Source organism: Bariatricus sp. HCP28S3_D3, assembly GCF_052065755.1.
Taxonomy (GTDB): Bacteria; Bacillota; Clostridia; order Lachnospirales; family Lachnospiraceae; genus Allocoprococcus.
In genome coordinates this window covers 248,469-269,907 of record NZ_JBQHTK010000001.1, presented here as the reverse complement: position 1 = coordinate 269,907, position 21,439 = coordinate 248,469, and the positions used below count along the sequence as shown (strand labels likewise).

The 21,439-nt window shown below is 44.3% G+C and carries 21 protein-coding genes and 1 other annotated feature; all 21 genes read left to right on the top strand.

The annotated features are described in order from the left end of the window. Window positions 1-10: 10 nt before the first annotated feature. Entirely contained in the window at window positions 11-697 is a 687-nt protein-coding gene (gene ftsE / locus ACTNB3_RS01260) for a cell division ATP-binding protein FtsE (protein WP_427806243.1), read from the top strand. Beyond that, window positions 687-1,598: a permease-like cell division protein FtsX gene (gene ftsX, locus ACTNB3_RS01255; RefSeq protein ID WP_427818858.1), complete on the top strand. Its 912-nt coding sequence runs from the start codon at window positions 687-689 to the stop codon at window positions 1,596-1,598. The genes ftsE and ftsX overlap by 11 nt, the downstream gene beginning before the upstream one ends. A 28-nt stretch (window positions 1,599-1,626) precedes the next feature. Beyond that, window positions 1,627-2,745, top strand: a complete 1,119-nt coding sequence (locus ACTNB3_RS01250; RefSeq protein ID WP_427806245.1) for a murein hydrolase activator EnvC family protein — start codon at window positions 1,627-1,629, stop codon at window positions 2,743-2,745. Window positions 2,746-2,778: 33 nt separating this feature from the next. Then, on the top strand, window positions 2,779-3,978 hold the full coding sequence (locus ACTNB3_RS01245; protein ID WP_441024207.1) for a S41 family peptidase: 1,200 nt from the start codon (window positions 2,779-2,781) through the stop codon (window positions 3,976-3,978). A gap of 108 nt (window positions 3,979-4,086) precedes the next feature. After that, on the top strand, window positions 4,087-5,364 hold the full coding sequence (locus ACTNB3_RS01240; RefSeq protein ID WP_441024205.1) for a dihydroorotase: 1,278 nt from the start codon (window positions 4,087-4,089) through the stop codon (window positions 5,362-5,364). Between the two features lie 30 nt (window positions 5,365-5,394). Next, window positions 5,395-6,321: an orotidine-5'-phosphate decarboxylase gene (gene pyrF, locus ACTNB3_RS01235; protein WP_441024202.1), complete on the top strand. Its 927-nt coding sequence runs from the start codon at window positions 5,395-5,397 to the stop codon at window positions 6,319-6,321. A gap of 115 nt (window positions 6,322-6,436) precedes the next feature. Continuing rightward, window positions 6,437-7,219, top strand: a complete 783-nt coding sequence (locus ACTNB3_RS01230; protein ID WP_427806249.1) for a dihydroorotate dehydrogenase electron transfer subunit — start codon at window positions 6,437-6,439, stop codon at window positions 7,217-7,219. Between the two features lie 11 nt (window positions 7,220-7,230). Next, the gene (locus ACTNB3_RS01225) at window positions 7,231-8,133 is read left to right on the top strand and encodes a dihydroorotate dehydrogenase (RefSeq protein ID WP_427806334.1); all 903 of its coding nucleotides are present in this window, start codon (window positions 7,231-7,233) and stop codon (window positions 8,131-8,133) included. Between the two features lie 37 nt (window positions 8,134-8,170). Beyond that, complete coding sequence (pyrE, locus tag ACTNB3_RS01220) at window positions 8,171-8,851, top strand: orotate phosphoribosyltransferase (RefSeq protein ID WP_427806250.1); 681 nt, start codon at window positions 8,171-8,173, stop codon at window positions 8,849-8,851. Between the two features lie 12 nt (window positions 8,852-8,863). Next, complete coding sequence (locus ACTNB3_RS01215) at window positions 8,864-9,016, top strand: hypothetical protein (protein WP_427806251.1); 153 nt, start codon at window positions 8,864-8,866, stop codon at window positions 9,014-9,016. 15 nt (window positions 9,017-9,031) lie between these two features. Next, a complete protein-coding gene (locus ACTNB3_RS01210; RefSeq protein WP_427806252.1) occupies window positions 9,032-9,529 on the top strand; it encodes a VanZ family protein in 498 nt (165 codons plus the stop codon). Beyond that, the gene (locus ACTNB3_RS01205) at window positions 9,477-9,857 is read left to right on the top strand and encodes a DUF6142 family protein (protein WP_441024200.1); all 381 of its coding nucleotides are present in this window, start codon (window positions 9,477-9,479) and stop codon (window positions 9,855-9,857) included. The genes ACTNB3_RS01210 and ACTNB3_RS01205 overlap by 53 nt, the downstream gene beginning before the upstream one ends. Next, window positions 9,854-11,896 carry an aminopeptidase gene (locus ACTNB3_RS01200; RefSeq protein ID WP_441024348.1) on the top strand — a complete coding sequence of 681 codons (2,043 nt, stop codon included), beginning with the start codon at window positions 9,854-9,856 and terminating at the stop codon, window positions 11,894-11,896. The genes ACTNB3_RS01205 and ACTNB3_RS01200 overlap by 4 nt, the downstream gene beginning before the upstream one ends. A 118-nt stretch (window positions 11,897-12,014) precedes the next feature. After that, window positions 12,015-12,527: a 5-(carboxyamino)imidazole ribonucleotide mutase gene (gene purE, locus ACTNB3_RS01195; RefSeq protein WP_427806254.1), complete on the top strand. Its 513-nt coding sequence runs from the start codon at window positions 12,015-12,017 to the stop codon at window positions 12,525-12,527. A gap of 25 nt (window positions 12,528-12,552) precedes the next feature. Continuing rightward, complete coding sequence (purM, locus tag ACTNB3_RS01190) at window positions 12,553-13,578, top strand: phosphoribosylformylglycinamidine cyclo-ligase (RefSeq protein ID WP_427806255.1); 1,026 nt, start codon at window positions 12,553-12,555, stop codon at window positions 13,576-13,578. Further along, entirely contained in the window at window positions 13,572-14,198 is a 627-nt protein-coding gene (gene purN, locus ACTNB3_RS01185; RefSeq protein ID WP_441024197.1) for a phosphoribosylglycinamide formyltransferase, read from the top strand. The genes purM and purN overlap by 7 nt, the downstream gene beginning before the upstream one ends. A 10-nt stretch (window positions 14,199-14,208) precedes the next feature. Beyond that, the gene (gene purD / locus ACTNB3_RS01180) at window positions 14,209-15,480 is read left to right on the top strand and encodes a phosphoribosylamine--glycine ligase (protein WP_441024195.1); all 1,272 of its coding nucleotides are present in this window, start codon (window positions 14,209-14,211) and stop codon (window positions 15,478-15,480) included. Window positions 15,481-15,653: 173 nt separating this feature from the next. Continuing rightward, window positions 15,654-16,190: a DUF6323 family protein gene (locus tag ACTNB3_RS01175; RefSeq protein WP_441024193.1), complete on the top strand. Its 537-nt coding sequence runs from the start codon at window positions 15,654-15,656 to the stop codon at window positions 16,188-16,190. 4 nt (window positions 16,191-16,194) lie between these two features. Then, entirely contained in the window at window positions 16,195-16,980 is a 786-nt protein-coding gene (locus tag ACTNB3_RS01170; RefSeq protein WP_441024191.1) for a DUF6179 domain-containing protein, read from the top strand. Between the two features lie 76 nt (window positions 16,981-17,056). Beyond that, entirely contained in the window at window positions 17,057-18,295 is a 1,239-nt protein-coding gene (locus ACTNB3_RS01165; protein ID WP_441024189.1) for a DUF1015 domain-containing protein, read from the top strand. Between the two features lie 110 nt (window positions 18,296-18,405). Further along, window positions 18,406-18,638, top strand: a binding site (T-box leader). A gap of 80 nt (window positions 18,639-18,718) precedes the next feature. Next, window positions 18,719-21,367: a valine--tRNA ligase gene (locus tag ACTNB3_RS01160; RefSeq protein WP_427806260.1), complete on the top strand. Its 2,649-nt coding sequence runs from the start codon at window positions 18,719-18,721 to the stop codon at window positions 21,365-21,367. The last annotated feature ends 72 nt before the right edge of the window (window positions 21,368-21,439 follow it).

Below are 21,439 nucleotides of genomic sequence, written 5' to 3'. Positions count from 1 at the left end.
GGAGGAGCATATGATAGAACTGAAAGAAGTTACGAAAGAATACTCGAAGGGTATTGCCGCGCTGAATGGGATCAATCTGACGATCGAACAGGGCGAATTCGTATTCATTGTAGGTGACAGCGGATCCGGAAAATCCACTCTGATTCGTCTTCTGATGAAGGAGATTGATCCGACGTCAGGAACGATTATTGTAAACGGGCAGAATCTGAACCGAATGAAGCATCGTCAGATTCCGCAGTACCGAAGAGGAATCGGAGTTGTGTTCCAGGATTTCCGACTGTTGAAAGACCGTAATATTTACGAAAATATTGCGTTTGCGCAGAGAGTTACAGAGAAATCAAGCAGGGTCATCAAAAAGAAGGTACCTGCAGCGCTTTCACTGGTAGGACTTGCACAGAAATATAAAGCATATCCGAAGGAATTGTCCGGAGGAGAACAGCAAAGAGTTGCGATAGCACGAGCTGTTGTGAATGAACCTGCGATTTTGTTGGCCGATGAACCGACAGGTAACCTTGATCCGACGAACTCATGGGAAATCATGAAGTTGTTGGAAGAGGCGAACGAAAGAGGAACTACAGTACTGGTAGTTACTCATAACCAGGAAATTGTGAACGAGATGAAAAAGCGCGTTATTACAATGAAAAAGGGGGTCATTGTCAGCGACGAACGAAAAGGTGGGTATAGAAATGAGAATTAGTACAATTGGATATTCGGTGAAGCAGGGAGTCAAAAATATCGGAAGAAATAAGATGTTCTCTCTGGCATCTATTGCTACCATGTCGGCTTGTATTTTTGTGTTCGGCCTCTTTTTTGCAATCGTAATGAACTTTCAGTATATCGTACACAAAGCAGAAGAAGGTGTGGCAATCACAATTTTCTTTGAAGAAGATGCGACGGAAGAACAGATTGCTGATATTAAAACGGAGCTATTGGCCAGAGATGATGTCAGCAAAGTAAATTATATATCAGCCGATGATGCATGGGAATCTTTTAAAGACGACTATTTCGGTGAAGATGCACAGGAGGCGGCAGAGGGATTCAAGAATGATAACCCGCTTGCAACTTCAGACAGTTATGAAGTTTTTATGGATGATGTGGCTTCACAGAAAGAAGTGGTTGAATTCGCAAAATCACTTCCGGGTGTGCGGAAAGTCAACAAATCGGATCTGGTTGCAAATACTTTGAACAGCATTAACCGTCTGATCTATTGGGTATCTGCAGCGATCATTGCCATTTTGCTTGCAGTGTCTGTATTCCTGATCAGCAATACGGTTACAATGGGTATCACCGTGCGGCGAGAAGAAATCGCAATTATGAAATATATCGGTGCGAAAGACAGTTTTGTACGTGCACCATTTATTTTTGAAGGTGTACTGATCGGACTGGTAGGAGCGGCAATCCCACTGGCAATGTTGTATTTCCTGTATGATAAGGCGATTAATTACGTCCTTATGAAGTTTGAACTACTCAAGAATATACTGGATTTTCTTCCGGTTGCACAAGTATATAAGACACTTTTGCCCGTGGGACTGGCGTTAGGAATCGGAATTGGTTTCATGGGAAGTTTCTTTACAATCAGGAAACATTTACATGTGTAATCGTGTATAGAGGATTAAGGGGACGAATATGATAAAGAAGAAAAGGTTACTAAGCTTACTTCTGGCCGGAGTTCTGTGCCTGGGAATGGTACAGCCTGTGCGGGCTGATGAGGTCGCAGATGCGAAGAAAAAGCAGGAAGCTCTTGAAGAAGAGAAGAAGAAAGCGGAACAGGAACAGGCTGAGCTGTCGCAAGAGCTTGATTCTATTATGGAAAAAATGCAGAAGACGCAGCAGGATCTATCTGATAAAGAACAGGAAATCAATGTTGCGGAGACGGATCTGGTTGAGGCGAAAGCAAAAGAGAATGATCAGTATGAGAGTATGAAGCTTCGCATCAAATATATGTATGAGAACAATAATACAGAGCTGATCGAGATCCTCGTCACCTCAAAGAGTATGTCGGAGCTTCTGAATAAGATTGAGTATATTCAGCAGGTGACGGAATATGACAGAAATATGCTGAAGGAGTTCCAGAAAATCCGGGAAGATATTGAGAAGAAAGAAGAAGCGCTGAAAGAGGAGTATGCGCAGCTTGAAACGCTCAGAGATCAGCTTCAGAACGAACAGACAGAGATGCAGGCGCTTCTGGATGAAAAGAATATTCAGATTGACAACTTATCTTCTGAAATCAGTGCAAACGCAGATGAATTGAAGAAACTGATCGCTGAAGCGAAAGCAGCGGAAGAAAGAAGAAAGCAGCAGAATCAAAGCAATGTATATCAGCCGAATAACGGTAACAGTCAGATTGTGATTACCGGCAATGGGAAGCTTTCTCATCCGGTTCCCGGAGCTTATATTACCAGTGGGTTTGGTTACAGAGTGGCGCCGACTGCAGGTGCGACGAGCAGACACGATGGTATCGATTATGGTGCAAGCACCGGTACACCAATCTATGCAGCGGACAGTGGTACGGTTATTACTGCTCAGTATAACAGTGCACGAGGTTATTATGTTGTAATCAATCATGGTAATGGGATGCAGACATGGTATCAGCACTGCAGCGCTTTGTATGTGAGTGTGGGAGATAAGGTGTCCCGTGGACAGAATATCGCAGCTGTGGGAGCGACCGGTATTGTTACAGGGCCGCATCTTCATTTTGAAGTACATGTAAACGGTACCCCGGTAGATCCGCTGCTATACTTGTAAACAAATACATAGACAAGTGGAAATAGGAAGAATATGGAAGAAAATTCAAATAAAAAAGAATTTTGGAAGGGCACACTTTGTGGTGCCCTTGCTGTGTTATTAGTGGTCATGATCGGAATGACTGCAAAGAATTATCTGCCGGTAAGCAAGGCGGAGCAGAATGTGGCAAACGGAAAAAGTAAGATCAAATTACTGGATCAACTCATTGAAGAAAAATTCCTCTACTCAGATGAAGTGAATCAGGAAACCCTGGAAGAGGGGGCGTATGCCGGATATATCGAAGCATTGGGAGATCCTTATACGATTTACCGCGATGCGGAGGAGACGGAAAAATATTATAGCGATGTTGATGGAGAATTCTATGGTATTGGCGTTCTTTTCAGCCAAAATACGGAAACAAAGCTCATAACAGCAGTGCATGTATACGAGGACACGCCGGCCGGCAAAGCGGGTGTCCGGGTCGGTGATATTTTGTATGAGGTTGACGGAGTGGATGTAACGGATATGAATCTGGATGAAGTGGTTTCTCTTGTGAGAGGAGAAGAAAACACGATGGTGAACGTTGTTGTGCTCCGGGGTGAGAAGAAAGAAAAAGTGGAAATGGACATCACAAGAGAAAAAATCCAGTCGCAGACAGTGCAGTACGAGATGAAGGAAGAGGAAATCGGATATATCCGGATCACCGAATTTAATAAAGTGACGTATGAACAGTTTCAGACGGCATTTGACGAACTGGAAGGGCAGAATATGAAGGGACTCATTGTGGATGTCCGTAACAATCCGGGTGGGCTTCTGGATGTTGTATGTGAGATACTGGATCAGCTTTTGCCGGAAGGAAAGATTGTATATACCAAAGACAAAGAGGGAAATGAGAAAACGCAGTATTCGGATGAAGAACATCAGTTTACAAAGCCACTTTGTGTTCTGGCTGATCAGAACAGTGCAAGTGCGTCGGAAATTTTTGCCGGTGCCATTCAGGATTATGGAATTGGTACAATCGTAGGGAAGAAGACTTTCGGAAAAGGGATCGTACAGAGCGTTTTCCCAATCAGTGACGGAAGCAGTGTTACAATGACAACGATGGAGTACTATACTCCAAATGGAAGAAACATACATAAAAAGGGAATTGAACCTGATATTGAAGTGGAGTATCAGTATGATGAAACGAATCCGGATGCTGATAATCAGCTTGAAGCGGCGCTGGAGGAGATTCGGAAAAAGCTTGATCAGTGATGTAGAATGAAGAAAATATGAAGGGAATGCCAAAATCGGCATTCCCTTTTAAGGTTGTCTATGATAGAATGTTTATGATAACGGGATGTGCAGAAAGGATTAGAAACTATGAAATTACTCATTAAAAATGGACATGTTGTGAATCCGGAAAACGATCTGAACGCCGTACAGGATGTTCTGATAGAGAACGACCGTATTATCAAAGTGGCTGATTCAGTTCGGGATGATGCGGATACAGTGCTTGATGCCAAAGGTATGTATGTCATGCCGGGATTTATTGATTTGCATGTACACCTGAGGGATCCGGGACTTACCTACAAGGAAACTCTGGAAACGGGAGGGATGGCAGCGGCAAGAGGCGGAGTAACGACGATCTGTGCAATGCCGAATACAAGACCGGTTACGGATACGAGTCAGATGATAGAGGAGCTGCATGAACGGGCGGCACATGAGAGCCCGGTTCACGTTATTCAGCTTGGTGCAATCACCAAAGGTCAGCTGGGTGAGGAACTTGCTGACATAAGAGGAATGGCAGAAGCAGGATGTCATGCCATCAGTGAAGACGGCAAGTCGGTTATGAATGCATCGCTATACCGGAAAGCCATGAAGATTGCAAAAGAAGAAGGAATATCCATCTTCGCACATTGTGAAGACATCACAATGGTAGAAGGTGGTGTGATGAATGCGGATGCGAAGGCGAAAGAACTGGGACTTCCGGGAATTACAAATTCAGTGGAGGATGTCATCGTGGCAAGAGATATACTTCTTGCAAAAGAAACTGGTGTGAGACTCCATTTGTGTCACTGCTCGACTCAAGACAGCGTGGAGATGATCCGACTAGCGAAGGCGGAAGGCCTTCCGGTAACCGGAGAGGTGTGCCCACACCATTTTACTTTGTGTACAGATGATATCCGGGAAGATGATGGAAATTATAAAATGAATCCTCCACTAAGGGCAAGAGAGGATGTAGAGGCGCTGAAAAGAGGTCTTGCAGATGGAACTATGGATGTGATTGCTACCGATCATGCGCCACATTCCGCAGAAGAAAAGAATCGCTCCATGGCAAAGGCGGCATTTGGAATTGTAGGACTTGAGACGAGTGCGGCACTTACCTATACAGAGCTGGTGGAACCGGGAATCCTTACTGTCATGAAGATGGCGGAAAAGATGAGCTATAATCCGGCAAAGATTCTCGGCTTAAATGACAAAGGTTCTGTATCTGAAGGAAAAATCGCGGATCTGGTTATCTTCGACCCCGAGAAGGAATATCGGATTGATGTAGAAAAATTTGCTTCGAAAGGGAAAAATACTCCTTTTAATGGATATCCGGTAAAAGGTGAGGTTGCCTGTACAATTGTAGATGGAAAGATTGTTTATCAAAGATAAATACATGAGAAATATGAGGAGAAGACTATTATGATTAACAAATTAGTAGAAAACATTAAAAAAACAGGAGCACCGATTGTGGTAGGGCTTGACCCTATGCTGAATTATGTGCCGGAACATGTACAGAAGAAAGCATTTGCAGAGTTTGGTGAGACGCTGGAAGGCGCTGGTGAGGCAATCTGGCAGTTTAACAAAGAAATCATTGATAAGACATATGATCTGATTCCTGCTGTGAAGCCACAGATCGCTATGTATGAGCAGTTTGGCATTCCGGGGCTTGAAGCATTCAAAAAGACCGTAGATTACTGCAAGTCGAAAGGACTTGTCGTAATCGGTGATATTAAGAGAGGCGACATTGGTTCTACATCTGCAGCATATGCAGTAGGGCATCTTGGTAAAGTGCAGGTGGGAAGCAAGACATATGTGCCGTTCGATGAAGATTTTGCAACGGTGAATCCCTATCTTGGATCAGATGGCGTAAAGCCTTTTATTGAGGTATGTAAAGAAGAGAAGAAAGGCCTTTTCATTCTGGTAAAAACATCAAACCCGTCCAGCGGAGAATTTCAGGATCGTCTGATAGACGGACGTCCGCTCTATGAACTGGTTGGAGAAAAAGTGGCTGAATGGGGTGCTGACCATATGGGAGACGAATACAGCTACATTGGAGCGGTTGTTGGAGCAACCTATCCGGAGATGGGAAAAGTCCTTCGTAAGATCATGCCGAAATCTTATATCCTGGTTCCGGGATACGGAGCACAGGGGGGAAAAGGAAAAGATCTGGTGCATTTCTTCAATGAGGATGGATTGGGTGCAATCGTAAACTCATCACGAGGAATTATCGCAGCTTACAAACAGGAGGCATACGCAAAATACGGAGCGGAGAATTTTGGTGATGCTGCCCGTGCTGCGGTAGAAGCCATGGCTTTAGACATTCGTGAGAGCATTGAGCAGCGGTAAAATGGAACCGGGGAGAGTGGAGACTTTACGAGGCTTTGCTGTAAAGGATCCAAGAGCAGGAAAAACAGCTGTGAGCGAAAAAATAGAGAAATCAGAATCAGGAGATAGCATAAAGATGGCAGACAGAAAAAAAGAAAGCGCAGTCATATCTTCACAGGAGCAGATTGCGGATGGCATTTTCAGTATGTGGCTTCAGACTGAAGCGGCGAAGACGGCATGCCCGGGGCAGTTCATTTCCATGTACACGAATGATGGAAGCAAGCTGCTGCCGAGACCGATCAGTATCTGTGAGATTGATCGGGAAAAAGGTGAGCTTCGCGTGGTTTACCGTGTAACAGGTGAAGATACGGGGACAAAACAGTTTTCAGAAATGAAAGCGGGCGATACGGTTCCTGTTATCGGACCGCTGGGCAATGGTTTCCCGCTGGACAGAGGAAAAGGGAAAACGGCATTTCTTATGGGAGGCGGAATCGGTGTGCCGCCGATTTTGGAATTGGCAAAGCAGTTAGATGCCGACAGACAGATCGTGGTCGGCTACCGAGATGAGCATACATTCCTTCGGGAAGAATTCGAACAGAACGGTAACGTATATATTTCGACAGAAGACGGAAGCGTGGGAACCAAAGGCAATGTCATGGATGCAATCCGGGAGAACGGACTTACCGCAGATATTATTTATGCGTGCGGACCGACTCCGATGTTGCGGGCAATCAAGGCTTTTGCGGAGGAACACGGAATCGAATGCTACATTTCCCTGGAAGAGAGAATGGCATGCGGAATTGGTGCATGTCTGGCCTGTGTCTGCAAGTCCAAAGAAAAGGATCATCACAGTAATGTAAATAACAAGCGAATCTGTAAAGATGGACCGGTGTTCTTATCTACGGAGGTGGAAATCTGATGAGTACAGAAATAAACATGAGTGTAAATATAGCTGGCGTAGAATGGAAGAATCCGGTAACAGTAGCATCGGGTACTTTTGGGTCCGGAGCTGAATTTGAAGAATTTGTGGATTTGAACCGACTGGGGGCAGTTACTACAAAAGGTGTGGCAAATATTCCATGGGCGGGGAATCCTACGCCGAGAGTGGCGGAGACCTGCGGAGGAATGATGAATGCCGTGGGACTTCAGAATCCCGGGATTGATTTGTTTTGTAAAAGAGACATTCCATTTTTGAAAAAATATGATACCAGAATTATTGTAAATGTCTGCGGAAAATCAACAGAGGATTATTGTGAAGTTGTAGAACGTCTTGCAGAGGAAGACGTGGATATGCTGGAAATCAATATTTCCTGTCCGAATGTGAAAGAAGGTGGAATCGCATTCGGACAGAACCCGAAAGCGGCTGAGAATATTACAAAAGAAGTGAAAAAATATGCAAAACAACCGGTAATCATGAAGTTGAGCCCAAATGTGACTGATATTTCTGAAATGGCAAAAGCGGTTGAAGCTGGAGGGGCGGATGCCATTTCTCTGATCAACACTCTGACAGGAATGAAGATCGACATTGACCGCAGACAATTTGTTTTGGCAAATAAAACCGGAGGAGTGTCTGGCCCGGCAATCCATCCGATTGCAGTACGAATGGTGTATCAGGCAGCAAATGCGGTACGGGTACCGGTCATCGGTATGGGAGGGATCGCAAGTGCAAAGGATGCCATTGAAATGATACTTGCCGGGGCAAGTGCTGTCTCGGTAGGAACTGCAAACTTCCACAATCCGGCAGTAACGATGGAAATCGTGGATGGAATTGAAGCATATATGAAGAAATATGGTTTTGCAAATGTGAAAGATATGGTAGGAATTGTGAAATAGAGACAGAACAGTGATCAATTTGGAGGATGAATGGATTATGGAACAGTATAAGAAAGAGTTTATTGAATTTATGGTGGAAAGCCAGGTCTTAAAATTTGGAGAATTTACATTGAAAAGCGGAAGAAAATCACCATTCTTCATGAATGCAGGTGCATATGTGACCGGATCCCAGCTGAAAAGGCTCGGAGAATACTATGCAAAAGCAATTCATAACAAATATGGAGATGATTTCGACGTGCTGTTCGGACCGGCGTACAAAGGAATTCCACTCAGTGTTGTAACAGCAGTTGCTTACAGTGAATTGTACGGAAAAGAAGTGCGTTATTGTTCAGACAGAAAAGAAGAAAAGGATCATGGTGCTGACAAAGGAAGTTTCCTTGGAAGTAAACTGAAGGATGGAGATCGTGTGATCATGATCGAGGATGTTACTACATCCGGAAAATCAATGGAAGAGACCGTTCCGAAGGTAAGGAACGCCGCTGAGGTCGAGATCGTTGGCCTGATTGTATCTCTGGACCGAATGGAAGTTGGAAAGGGCGGTGTAAAATGCGCGCTGGAAGAAGTAAAGGATCTGTATGGATTTGATACATCAGCAATTGTTACAATGGCAGAAGTCGTAGAATGTCTTTATAATAAAGAAGTGAATGGACAGGTTGTAATCGACGATACATTGAAAGCGGCAATCGATGCATACTATGAACAGTATGGTGCAAAATAAGGAGGAAATCCGATGACTGAGAAAGCATATAAAGTAATGGGATATACCGGAGCAGCGAGTCTTGCAGTGGGAATCGTAATGATTGTTGTCGGTGTTGTGGCCGGAGTAGTCATGATCATCAGTGGGGCGAATCTGTTCAAGGCAAAAAGAGGTTTGACGTTTTAGGAAGGATGCTTTGAATTGAAAGCAAAAAAAAGGAAGCGATTTCGGATACTCGGAAAGATCTTATTTGTGTTATATATAGGATTTCTATTGTATTTTTTGATCTTTTCGGACTGGTATGGACGAACCGGAGAAATGAGAGAATATCATTATAATCTGGTTCTGTTTCAGGAAATCAATAGATTTTGGTATCACCGGGACCGGCTTGGTTGGATCGCATATGCGAATCTGTTTGGCAATGTACTGATTTTTGTACCGTTTGGATTTTTTATGCCGATGGCAAGCAGGTACCGAAGTCTCTTTCTGACGCTGTTCTATAGTTTTGGACTGAGCTTCCTTGTGGAAGCTTTTCAGTTTGTTTCCCGGGTGGGGAGCTTTGATGTGGATGATCTGCTGCTCAATACGATCGGCGGTGTGCTCGGATACATTATATTTGTAATTTGCAACACGATAAGGAGATGGCATGATGCGAATCGGGAGAGAAAAAGAGCAGGCGCGAGAAAGGGAAAGAGATAGAGAGAGAAAAAAAAGGGGAAACCGGAAATATGGACAGGCGAAACTCAGACATTCCAGGAAAGGCCTGTTGTCCTGTATGATAGCGGTTGTTGTTGCGGGGATTTTTGTCGCATTGATCCTGACCGCTTTTATACATAAAGGAAACTCGGTGGCGATGATCGGCAGCTTCGGGCTTTTTGATATGATTCTTGCAGGAGTGGGGCTGAGTATTGGAGTAAAAGGGTTTCGTGAGCGGGATAAGAATTATCTAAGCTGTAAAATAGGCATAGGAATCAATGGATTTATATTGTTCTGTCTTATCCTGGTGTTTGTAAGGGGGCTTATATAGTGGAAGAAAGATACTATCTGACATTGGAACGAATTATGAAAATTACCGAAGAAAATACGGTAAAAGAACCGTATCAATCTTATTTTCGACATGTGGCGGAATTCTTGCTAAGGATTCATGATATCAAAGACAGCAGACATACTTCAGCGAGAGCGAGTATGACGAAGGAACGTCTGGAAGAAGAGATGCAAATGCTTTACTATGATGTGCTGCCCCAGAATTATGAGACATCCTACGCAAATCCGGAATATGCCGTGAGAGAACTCGGAGAAGAACTCGGTGCTTTTTTAAGTGCACTTTATACGGAACTTCGTGGAGATATCGGATATGTGTATGAGGAACGATATGATTATATCGTTATAGGAAACGAATTATTCATTGAAATTTATAATAAATTTGAAGAAGAAGAGACTCCTTCGCCTGAAAGTCTGAAGGAGATTTTTTACTGGTATGCCAGTGATTATTGTGATGTCTATGCAGCGGACAGAGTGGTTGAGCAGATCGATCCTGAGGCATATGATTTTGCAGTAAAGCGTATTATGGAGTCGGATCTGACAGACCTCAGATACCTGTACCGGTTTGGAGAATATGTGAGTGAAAATGAATTAAAGACGGCAGAATATCTTAATAGTCTTCCACAGGAGACCATTGATAAGATGGCGGATACCTATACAGAGGGATTTCGTGTAGGATTCATCAATACGGGTAAAGATTTGTCAAAGAAATCTGTTGTCAATATTCGGTATGTACTGGGATTTGAACGAGTTGTACGCAAGGCTATTCAAAATTTTGAAAAAATGGGATTGAAGCCGACCATTTACAGAGCTGCATCCAGCGTGATTACGCGTCCGCGTCTGGGAAAGAATGGATTCTATGGAGGAATTCCGAATAAGCAGTACGATTATGATCATAAAGATGATCTGGGGTTGGTCCTGGATAAACAATTCATGGAAAGAAAGCTGGAAGTGATGCGGACTGTTTTGGAGAAAAATAAAGAGCTGGCGGGGAGTTTTGCAGGTCCTGCGGTCATGGAAGTATTTGGCGAAAAACCGTTTGCACCGGTGACCAAACCGGAAGCGGTTACTTTCTCGAAAAAGCAGGAAGAGTTACTTCTTATAATGAATTCTCGTGCAGGTCAGATTACCAATCAATACATCAAAGGTGAGGAGAGAAGTTTTACGATCATTTCCTGGCCACTTCCGGAAATTGGGAATAAATATCCGGAAATTTTTGATGAAGTCATCCGGATCAATACACTGGATGCAAATGTATATGAAAAGGTGCAGCAGACGCTGATCGATGCGCTGGATCAGGGAGAATATGTTAGAATTTTGGGAAAAGGAGCCAATAAGACTGATTTGAAGGTGAGCCTTTGCAGACTTAAGAATCCGGAGAAGGAAACCATTTTTGAGAATTGTGTCGCGGATGTGAATATTCCGGTCGGCGAAGTGTTTACTTCCCCAATGCTTGAAGGAACGGAAGGCGTCTTATATGTAAGTAAGGTTTATCTGAACGAACTGCAGTACCGGGATTTGGAAATTCATTTTAAAGAAGGAAAAACGACAGAATATACTTGTAGTAACTTTGAATCTGAGGAAGAGAATAAAAAGTATATTTGTGATAATATTATGCACAATCATGAATCACTTCCATTGGGTGAGTTCGCAATCGGTACGAATACAACTGCATATATGGCAGCGAAAAAGTATGACATAGCGGATAAGCTTCCGATTCTGATCGCCGAAAAGATGGGACCGCATTTTGCGGTGGGGGATACCTGCTACAGCTGGGCGGAGGATAACGTGGTATATAATCCAAACGGCAAGGAGATCATCGCCAAAGAGAACAGTGTGAGTGCATGCCGGAAAGAAAACCCGGAACAAGCATATTTCCAGTGTCATACGGATATTACCATTCCATATGAGGAACTGGGAAAAATCAGTGTATTTACTTGTGAAGGAAAAGAAATTGTATTGATCGAGAATGGACGTTTTACGCTTCCGGGAACGGAAATTCTGAATGAACCTTTGGATAAATAGGAGATTTCTGTATCTGAGATTCTTTTTTGAGTTGACAGAGGAAAGAAGTGTTAGTAAAATAGCTAATAAATAAAGAGATATTTATTAAAATACTTATAAATAAGAAAAGGAGACTATTATGCCAAAAGTAGGAATTGTAATGGGCAGTGACTCTGACATGAAGGTTATGAGCAAAGCTGCGGACATGCTGGAGAAATTTGGAATCGAGTATGAGATGACAATTATTTCTGCACACCGTGAACCGGACGTGTTCTATGAATACGCAAAGTCTGCGGAGGCAAAGGACTTTAAGGTCATTATTGCCGGTGCAGGTATGGCAGCGCATCTTCCGGGAATGTGCGCGGCAATTTTCCCAATGCCGGTTATTGGGGTCCCGATGTCAGGAAAGAATCTTGAGGGGATGGATGCACTGTATTCTATCGTTCAGATGCCGCCGGGAATTCCGGTTGCTACGGTGGCAATAGATGGCGGGGCGAATGCAGCAATTCTTGCAGCTAAGATTCTGGCAACATCGAATCCGGAACTGCTTCAGAAGTTGAAAGACTATACTGCTGAGATGAAAGAAACGGTGCAGAAGAAAGCAGAAAAACTGGAAAAGCTCGGACATAAAGAATACTTAAAACAGATGTAGAAAAACAGTTAATGGAGGATTTGAGATGGACTATAAGAATGCGGGTGTAGATATCGAAGCTGGTTATAAATCAGTGGAGCTTATGAAGAAACATATTCAGCAGACGATGAGAGAAGAAGTTCTTGGAGGAATCGGAGGATTCTCAGGTGCATTTTCTCTTGAAAAATTTAAAAATATGGAAAAACCGACCCTCGTTTCCGGTACAGACGGTGTTGGAACCAAGCTGAAGCTGGCGTTCCTTCTGGATCGACATGATACCATCGGAATTGATTGTGTTGCGATGTGTGTAAATGACATTGCATGTGCAGGTGGAGAACCGTTATTTTTCCTGGATTATATCGCATGTGGAAAGAATGAACCTGAAAAGATTGCTACGATCGTAAGCGGTGTGGCAGAAGGATGTAAACAGTCCGGATGTGCCCTGATCGGTGGAGAGACCGCTGAGATGCCGGGATTCTATCCGGTAGATGAGTACGATCTTGCCGGATTTGCAGTCGGAATCGTTGATGAGAAGGACCTGATCACCGGAAAAGATCTGAAGCCGGGCGATGTTCTGATCGGTATGGCTTCGTCAGGAGTACATAGTAACGGTTTCTCTCTTGTAAGAAAAGTATTCAGCATGAAGCCGGAAGTCCTGAACGCAGAATATGAATGTCTGGGAACAACGCTTGGAGATGCACTTCTTGCACCGACCAAGATTTATGTAAAAGCACTTCGTATGGTGAAGGAAGCGGGTGTTAAGATCAAAGCCTGCAGCCATATTACCGGCGGCGGATTCTATGAGAACATTCCGCGTATGCTGATCGAAGGTACTCACGCAGTAGTGAAGAAAGACAGCTACCCGATTCCACCGATCTTCCGTATGCTTGCAGAAGACGGTGATATTGAAGAAAGAGCAATGTACAATACGTTCAATATGGGTCTTGGAATGATTGTAGCAGTAGATGAAAAAGACGTGGATGCAGCTATGAAGGCAATGAAGGAAGCCGGAGAAGAACCATATGTGGTAGGATATGTAGAGGCAGGAGAAAAAGGAGTAACTGTATGCTAAGAGTTGCAGTTCTTGTATCCGGAGGCGGAACGAATCTGCAGGCGATTATTGATGCGGTGGAAAACGGGACGATCACGAATACGCAGATCGTCGGAGTAATCAGTAACAATAAGAATGCGTTTGCACTGGAAAGGGCCGGGAGACATGGAATCCCGGCACAGTGCATTTCTCCGAAGGATTTTGAGACAAGAGACGAATTTAACAGAGTATTTTTGGACAAGGTCAATGAACTGAAGGCAGATTTGATCGTACTTGCCGGATTCCTGGTTGTGATTCCGGAGATGATGATCCGGGAATACCGGAATCGTATCATCAATATTCATCCGTCACTGATTCCGTCATTTTGCGGAACCGGATTTTACGGGCTGAAAGTTCATGAGGCGGCGCTTAAAAGAGGCGTAAAAGTGGTAGGTGCCACAGTGCATTTTGTGGATGAAGGAACAGATACCGGACCGATCATTCTGCAGAAAGCAGTATCAGTAGAAGAAGGTGACACTCCGGAAATCCTGCAGAGACGTGTCATGGAGCAGGCGGAATGGAAGATTCTTCCGCAGGCTATTGATCTGATTGCAAATGGTAAGGTTCAGATTGTGGATGGAAAGGTATCCATCACACAGTAAGGAGGGACTTATGAAGGTATTAATTGTTGGCGGCGGCGGAAGAGAGCACGCTATCGCGTATTGTGTGGCAAAGAGCAGCAAAGTAGAAAAGATTTATTGTGCACCCGGAAATGCGGGGATTGCAGAATTCGCAGAATGTGTTCCGATCGGAGCAATGGAATTCGATAAGCTGACAGCATTTGCGAAGGATAACGCAATTGATCTTGCAATCGTGGGAATGGATGATCCGCTGGTAGGCGGTCTGGTAGACGAGTTTGAAGCTGCAGGTATCCGTGCATTCGGTCCGAGAAAAAATGCGGCGATCCTGGAAGGAAGCAAGGCGTTCTCTAAAGATCTGATGAAAAAATATGATATCCCGACAGCAGCGTATGAAAACTTTGATGACCCGGAAAAAGCGCTTGCTTATCTGGAAACAGCGAAATTCCCGATCGTGCTGAAGGCCGACGGACTTGCACTCGGTAAAGGCGTGCTGATCTGCAACACGCTGGAAGAGGCGAAAGACGGTGTCAAAGAAATCATGCTTGACAAAAAGTTCGGTGCCTCAGGTAATACGATGGTTGTTGAAGAATTTATGACCGGACGTGAGGTGTCTGTTCTCTCATTTGTTGACGGCAAGACGATCAAGACGATGACAAGTGCACAGGATCACAAGCGTGCAAAGGACGGCGATCAGGGACTGAACACCGGAGGAATGGGAACATTCTCTCCAAGCCCGTTCTACACGGAAGAAGTAGATGAATTCTGTCAGAAATATGTTTACCAGAAAACGGTAGACGCTATGGCGGCAGAAGGAAGAGAATTCAAGGGAATCATTTTCTTCGGACTGATGCTGACACAGGACGGACCGAAAGTTCTGGAGTACAACGCAAGATTCGGAGATCCGGAAGCACAGGTTGTTCTTCCGAGAATGAAGAATGATCTGATCGAGGTCATTGAAGCCTGTATCGACGGAACGCTGGATCAGATTAATCTGGAATTTGAAGACAACGCAGCAGTCTGTGTTGTATTAGCTTCAGACGGTTATCCGCTCGCATACGAAAAGGGACTTCCGATCACGGGACTGGAAGAATTCAAGAAGCATGAAGGATATTACTGCTTCCATGCCGGAACAAAGTTTAACGGCGATCAGATCGTGACGAACGGAGGACGTGTACTGGGTGTGACCGCGAAGGGTGCGACCCTGAAAGAAGCACGTGCAAATGCATATGCGGCAACCGAATGGGTAAAATTTGATAATAAATATATGCGCCATGATATCGGAAAAGCGATTGATGAAGCATAGATAAAACAGTACAGAAAGAGGAAAGATTTTGATGAATTATCGAAAATCTTTCCTCTTTCTGTAATTATATTATCATAAAATGGCCAAAATTTCAAGACTGGTAAATAATCCTGCACTGCGGTATAATCGGCAGACGATAAACCAAATGAAATCATAATAAGGGGGAAATCAGGATGGAAGAGAAAAACTGGATGCAGATCCTGTCCGGACAAAACCAGCTGGCGAAAGTCATAGAGACCAATCAGGTTACAGAAAAATTTGGCCTTGTATTATCAGAGGAGGATGCGAAGCTTCTGGTGAATGAAAAGTCGGAAAGTCTGAAGGAGCAGAAAAGAATCGAATATGGGGAGAGCATCCTTCCGAAGATCATTTATGAATTCTGCGATTCGGATTACATTTCCCAGAGAAATTATGTGGAGACGATCGGACGTCTTCAGGACATTTTCTTTCTTTACAAGAATGAGATGATGGATGAAATATCGGATGACGAACTTCTGCATTTTATGAAGGAGCAGTTTGAGACTGTCTGTTATGGAGATCTGGAATATCTGGAGAGCACCTGTCTGGATGTTTTTGCGCAGGCGATCCGGGCAGGATATCAGGGATACCATGTGACAGAAGGAAAGTCAGAATACGGAAAATTCGATCTGGTTTCCCGTTGGGATCACGAAGTCTACCTGGAAGTACTGCGAGAATTGTGTTGGAGGTAGCGAGATGAAATATCTGGAATATGAGATAGAGGAACTGATACCAATCGTAATCCGGCTTGCAGAGAAATATACTTCTAAAGAAAGTACATCGATTACCTACGAAGCGGCAGCACATCTGATGGAAGCGGTGCAGTATTGCATCCGGGAATATGTGCAGGAAGAGCAGAAAACAGATAAAGAAGAGGAGGCGGATAGACAGATGCCGGAGGTTTCTAAGAAGAAAGTTCCGGCTGAACTGGCTTATGAGAGAGGATACCAGATCGCACTGGAAAAAGTGGATTGTGTCAGACGTATGTATCATGTCATTCTTCCGAATTTTAAATCATACGGCAATGAAAATTACAAAGATACATTTGAAAAGGGTATTCCGGCATTTCTGCGTTACTATAACCCGAGATTTGCCCCTCAGGATCCGGTTATCACGATGGACTATCCGGTGCTCTGGAGCATGGAGCAGCTTCAGGGAGTAGATGCGGTTGAGAAATATGTGGAAGCAATCCGCCTGGAGCAGAGATTCCTTGGAAAACTTCCCGATGAGTATGTCAGAAGAACACTGGAAGAATATCAGTATGATTATGAAAGGCAGTTTTTCAATATCTGCAATATCGTGCTGCGGGGAATTCTTCGCCGTATGATGGGGGAGAATGTACCGGAGCCGGAGCACCTGGAAAGGGCGATAGAAGGGTATCTGAGAATTCTCGTGAAGGAGCAGTACAAAGACTCGAAGGATTTGCTGCGGTATCTCAGGGAAGATGTAAAAGATTTCTGTGTGGAGTTGAAACAGAGATAATTTCTATTGCGAAATAAGAACAAAGAGAGTAAACTGGACATAAATTTATCAAATGTGATAGAAGAGGGTGAAGAACATGGCAGAGATCAGACCGTTCAGAGGAGTCCGTCCGGCGCCGGAGCTTGCCAGAGAAATCGCAGCACTCCCGTATGATGTATACAGCAGCAAAGAGGCGAGAAAAATCGTGGAGGAACATCCGCTGTCTTTTTTGAAAATAGACCGTGCGGAGACACAATTTCCGGAGGGGACGGATATGTATTCGGATCAGGTATACGAAAGAGCCCGTGATACGCTTCGGGAAATGAAGGCAGAGGGGCAGCTTATTCAGGATGAGAATCCCTGTCTTTATCTTTATGAGCTTACCATGGATGGCAGGAGTCAGAGAGGGCTGGTGTGCTGTGCATCCGTAGATGATTATCTGAATCAGGTTATAAAAAAACATGAGAATACCAGAGAGGACAAAGAAATTGACCGGATTCGGCACGTCGATATCTGCAGTGCACATACGGGGCCCATTTTTCTGGCTTATCGTTCCAATGAAGGAATCAGAGAAAAGATTACGGAGGCGGTATCCCGGATGCCGGTGTATGATTTCGTGAGTGATGATGGAATCAGGCATCGTGTCTGGAAAATAGAAGAGGAAGAATGGAACCTGGATATCTGCAGACGATTCGGTGAACTGGATAGTCTTTATATCGCAGATGGACATCATCGGGCAGCGTCAGCTGTAAAGGTGGCGCTTAAGAGAAGAAAGGAAAATCCGGAATACACCGGAAAAGAAGAATTTAATTATTTTCTGGCGGTTCTTTTTGATGAGGCAGAACTAAGGATTCTGGATTATAACAGAGTGGTGCATCAGGTTCCAAGTGAGATTATTGGAAATCTTCCGGAGCTTCTTAAGAGCGGGTTTTGGGTTGAGTACACAGGGAAAGAAGAAATCCGGCCGCGGCAGAAAGGTGGAATTGCCATGTATCTAGAAGAAGGATGGTACCTTCTTAAGGCAAAACCGAAAATTTGCCCGGAAGATGCCGTGAGAGGTTTGGATGTTTCTATTCTTCAGGATCACATTCTTTCACCGGTTATGGGAATCCAGGATCCGAAGACCGATACAAGGATCCAGTTTGTCGGAGGAATCCGCGGCCTTAAGGAACTGATGAATATTGTGGATGGGGAGGAAAATGCAGTGGCATTTGCCATGTTCCCGACTTCTATGCGGGAACTTCTTGAAGTGGCGGATGAAGGGAGACTGATGCCGCCAAAATCCACATGGTTTGAACCAAAACTAAGAAGCGGAATCTTTATTCATGAGTTTTAGTGCACTGCCCCAGCACACTAGATTCTAAAGATTTTATGAATCTTTTATGAATCTTGATTTTCCATTCTTGACAAACCGGGGATTGAATACTATTATAATCAATAGTTATGAGAAAGGCAGAGAGAAAGAGGAGTATGTATTTAGGGCCGGAAAGAGAGGACCATTCACTGGCTGAAAGGTGGTTCGCGGGAAACGGATACAGAAGGTAGCTTTTGAGCCGGATATCTGAACGGGCGAGTAGGATATCACGGGGTGGTTTCCGTTACAGAACTATGAGATATATGAAGTATTAGAGAGACTTCATATAACAAAGGTGGTACCGCGTGATTACTACGCCCTTTACGTTTTGTAGAGGGCGTTTTTACATTCTTGGCGGAACCTTTATGAACACACAGAAAGTGAATGAAATTTGAGGAGGAAGCAATGAGTAAGAATTTGGAGAAAACATATAATCCGAAAGAAATTGAACCGAAGCTTTACAAAAAGTGGTGTGAGAAAAAGTACTTCCACGCAGAGGTGGACAGAGACAGGAAGCCGTTTACAACGGTGATGCCGCCACCGAATATCACAGGAAAGCTGCACATGGGACATGCGCTTGACAATACGCTTCAGGACATCCTGATCCGTTACAAAAGAATGCAGGGCTACAATGCACTCTGGATTCCGGGAACAGACCATGCGGCGATTTCGACAGAAGTAAAGGTTACGAATCAACTCAAAGCAGAAGGAATTGATAAGAAAGAGCTGGGAAGAGAAGGATTCCTTAAGAGGACCTGGCAGTGGAAGGAAGAATATGCCGGAACCATCGAGAGACAGCTTGAAAAGCTCGGTGTATCCTGTGACTGGGACAGAGAACGTTTCACCATGGACGAAGGATGTTCCAAAGCAGTAGAAGAAGTATTCATCCGCTTATATGAAAAAGGATATATTTACAAAGGCTCACGCATCGTCAACTGGTGTCCGGTATGTAAGACCTGTCTTTCAGACGCAGAAGTAGAACACGAAGAACAGGCAGGACATTTCTGGCATATCAAGTATCCGATCATCGGAACAGACCGGTTCCTTGAGATCGCTACAACGCGTCCGGAGACGATGCTTGGTGATACGGCGATTGCGGTACATCCGGATGATGAGAGATATACAGATATTGTAGGCAAGATGGTACTGCTTCCACTGGTTGGAAGAGAAATACCGATTGTTGCCGATTCTTATGTGGATAAAGAATTTGGAACAGGAGCGGTTAAGATCACACCGGCTCACGATCCGAACGACTTTGAAGTAGGAAAACGTCATAACCTTCCGGAGATCAATATCATGAATGACGATGCAACGATCGTAGAAGGCTATGGAAAATATTCCGGCATGGATCGTTATGAGGCAAGAAAGGCTATCGTAGCAGATCTGGAAGAACAGGGATATCTGGTTAAAATTGAAGAACATACACATAATGTAGGAACTCATGACCGATGCGGAACAACGGTAGAACCGCTGATCAAACCACAGTGGTTTGTTAAGATGGACGAACTGGCAAAGCCGGCTATCGAAGCAATTCAAAAGGGAGAACTGAAGTTTGTTCCGGAGCGTTTCAATAAGATTTACCTGCACTGGCTGGAAAATATCCGTGACTGGTGTATTTCCCGTCAGATCTGGTGGGGGCACAGAATCCCGGCTTACTACTGTGATGAATGCGGTGAGTTTGTAGTCGCAAGAGAGATGCCGGAGGTTTGCCCGCATTGCGGATGCAAACATTTTACACAGGATGAAGATACACTGGACACATGGTTCAGTTCTGCACTGTGGCCATTCTCCACACTCGGCTGGCCGGATAAGACAGAGGATCTGGATTACTTCTATCCGACAGATGTACTGGTAACCGGATACGATATCATTTTCTTCTGGGTAATCCGTATGGTATTCTCCGGATACGAGCATACCGGAAAGGCACCGTTCCATACCGTACTGATCCATGGACTGGTACGTGACTCTCAGGGACGTAAGATGAGTAAATCACTTGGAAACGGAATCGATCCGCTGGAAATTATCGACGAGTACGGCGCCGATGCATTGCGTCTTACACTGGTAACCGGAAATGCACCGGGAAATGATATGCGTTTCTACAATGAACGTGTGGAATCCAGCCGGAATTTTGCAAATAAAGTCTGGAATGCATCACGGTTCATCCTGATGAATATGGAAGACAAAGTGATCTCCAAACCGGATGACAGGGATCTGACCATGACGGATAAATGGATTTTGTCCAAGGTGAATACACTTGCAAAAGATGTGACTGACAATATGGACAAATTCGAACTTGGTATCGCAGTACAGAAAGTATATGATTTCATCTGGGATGAATTCTGTGATTGGTATATCGAACTTGTAAAATACAGAATCTATCATTCTGATGAGAACTATAAGAGTGCAAATGCAGCACTCTGGACTCTGAAAACGGTTCTTGGAAATGCACTGAAGATGCTGCATCCATTTATGCCGTTTGTAACGGAGGAGATTTATGGAGCACTGGTTCCGGAAGAGGAATCTTTGATGATGTCTTCCTGGCCGAGCTATATTGATGAGTGGAACTTCCCGGAAGCAGAGAAGGTTACCGATCACATGAAGGAAGTCATCCGCGGTGTAAGAAATGCACGTGCAGAGATGAATGTTCCGCCTAGCCGCAAAGCGAAAGTGTTTGTCGTATGTGAAAGTGCTGAACTCAGGGAAGGACTTACGCAGCTGATCACTTCGGCATGTCCGCTTATGAGTGCGAGCGAATTGGATATTCAGGCTGATAAAGCAGGTATTGCAGATGATGCGGTGTCGATCGTAGTGCCGGATGCAGTGGTTTATGTTCCGCTGGAAGAACTGATCGATTTTGAACAGGAAATTGAGCGTCTTACAAAAGAAGAGGCAAGACTGAACAAAGAAATTGCCCGCGCAAACGGAATGCTGAACAATGAAAAATTTGTCAGCAAAGCACCTCAGGCAAAGGTTGATGAGGAAAAGGCGAAGCTTGAAAAATATACACAGATGCTTGAGCAGGTAAAAGAACGTCTTGCAGGTCTGAAAAAATAAAAGTATGGCAGGCAGATGCCGGAAGGTATCTGCCTGAATGGTGCATAAAAACGTAAAAAGAGAGGAATACAA